Raw genomic sequence first — 2120 nt, forward strand, 5'->3', positions numbered from 1 at the left:
CTCAAAGTCACCCATGTCGATGCGGTAGTTGTCGCCGACTTCACACAGCACCGGCACGCAGTCGGCATGAACGACCGACGACGGCACGGCGGCAAAGGTGAAAGCGGGGATCAGCACCCGGGCGTCGCGGGGCAGGCCAAGCGCCTTCAGCGACAGGAACAAGGCCGCTGAGCAGGAGGAGACTGCCAGCGCGTATTTACTACCCAGCAGTTCAGCATATTCCTGTTCCAGCAGCGTAACGGGCGCGTCTTCGGGCGCGGTGTAGCGAAACAGATCGCCCGACTGCATCAGGGCCTCGATTGCCTCAAGGGCGGCTGGGGGAATGGGTTCAGCGTCATGAACGTTGGGCGGCAGAGCCATATTTCAAAATCCTGAATTGTTGCTTCAAGAAATGTAAAACTAGTAGCCGAAAATGCCAAGAGGCGACGCTGCGGAAAATGCCGAGCAGGCAAAATTTCACAGAAATGTTGCGGAGTTGCGCGGAAACCGGCCTGGAGTCAGATCCCCAGCCGGTCGCGCAGGGCAAACCAAGTCATTGCCAGCACCAGGAGGGGCGAGCGCATCCGCGGCCCGCCCGGGAAGCGCGGGGCAGGGACGCGGGCCAGGGTATCGAACCCTTGTGCCTGTCCCTGGATCGCCTGCGCCATCAGCTGGCCCGCATGGGTGGCGGTGCCGACACCATGGCCGGAGTAGCCGGAAGCAGTCAGCACATTGGGCGCCAGCCGGGCCAGATAAGGCATCCGTTTCATGGTGATGCCCAGGGTGCCGCCCCAGGCGTAATCGACCCGAACGTCCTTGGTGTGCGGGAAAATCTGCTGCATCGGTTTGCGCACTGTGGCCTCGATATCGGCTGGAAAGCGGTAGCCATAGCTTTCACCGCCGCCGAACAGCAGCCGCTTATCATGGCTGAGCCGGAAATAATTCACAACGAACTTGGTATCCGCCACAGCGACATCGCGGGCGAGCACCCGGGCCGCGTCTTCGCCCAGGGGTTCGGTTGCCACGATGAAATTGTTGATCGGCATCACCCGCGCGGCGACCTGATGGTTCAGGCCGCCAAGATAGCCGTTGCAGGCCAGGATCAAGTGGCCGGCAGTTACCGTCCCGCCTGCAGTCCGCACGCGGACGTGCACGCCTTCCTGGATGTCCAGAACCTCGCTTTGCTCACAGATCTGCGCCCCGGCACCAGCGGCCGCCCGGGCCAAGCCCAGGGCATAGTTCAGCGGATGCAGATGTGCGGCACCCATGTCCAGCGATCCGCCCATATAGGCAGGAGAGGGGCAGATGGCGTGCAAGCCGGCCTCATCCAGCGGCTGGATCTGATCGTATCCGTAGCAGTTTTGCAGGTGTTCGGCATAGGCGTGTTCATGGGCTGCTTCGCTTTTGGAGAAACAGGCATGGGCAATGCCGGGTTTCAGGTTGCAGTTGATGCTGTGACGGACAATCAGGGATTTCACCAGATCCTTGGCGTCTTCGCCCAGCTGCCAGAGCTTTTGCGCGTCTGCTTTGCCCATCAGCGCTTCCAGCCCGTCCTGTTCCATCCGCTGGCCGCTGCCGAGCTGGCCGCCGTTACGGCCCGAGGCGCCAAAGCCCACGCGGTGCGCTTCCAGCAGCACGACGGACAGGCCGGCCTCGGCCAGATGCAGCGCCGCGGACATGCCTGTATAGCCGCCGCCAACGATGCAAACATCTGCAGTTGCATCGCCGGTCAGGGCCGGGAAGCGATCCATCGGTGTGGCTGTTGCGGCATACCAGCTGTTTGGATATTCGCCCTGGCGGTCATTGGAATAAAGCAGGTTCATTGCCATCCCGCACCTCTTTTGCAAGCAGGCAGCCGTGCGGGCGTCCTGCGCTTCATCTTTTCAAAAATACTCAATTGTACCGGCGCTGCACCCGGGCGCAGCGCCGGAGCTTTACACGTTCATCAGCAGATGCTCGCGCTCCCAGGGAGAGATCACCTGCAGGAACTCGTCATATTCCGCGCGTTTCACGATGGAGTAGACGCGGGCGAATTCCGGGCCAAGAACCTCATGCAGTTCGGTGGCTTCGTCAAAGAGATCCAGCGCCTGACCCATCACTTGCGGAATATCGCCTTCGCCCTCATAGGCGTCGCCTTTGAA

At 61.5% G+C, this 2120-nt stretch carries 2 protein-coding genes and 1 pseudogene; all 3 read right to left on the minus strand.

Translation table 11 applies throughout. The features are described 5' to 3' along the window. A partial coding sequence (locus A2I95_RS33290) for an aminotransferase class I/II-fold pyridoxal phosphate-dependent enzyme (protein ID WP_291736717.1) occupies window positions 1-360 on the minus strand: 360 nt, incomplete at its 3' end. 137 nt (window positions 361-497) lie between these two features. Further along, window positions 498-1808 carry an FAD-binding oxidoreductase gene (locus tag A2I95_RS33295; protein WP_291736720.1) on the minus strand — a complete coding sequence of 437 codons (1311 nt, stop codon included), beginning with the start codon at window positions 1806-1808 and terminating at the stop codon, window positions 498-500. Between the two features lie 105 nt (window positions 1809-1913). Then, window positions 1914-2120 (minus strand): annotated as a pseudogene (locus A2I95_RS33300) (glutamine synthetase); the annotation flags it as partial.

The organism is Leisingera sp. F5 (assembly GCF_001593695.1).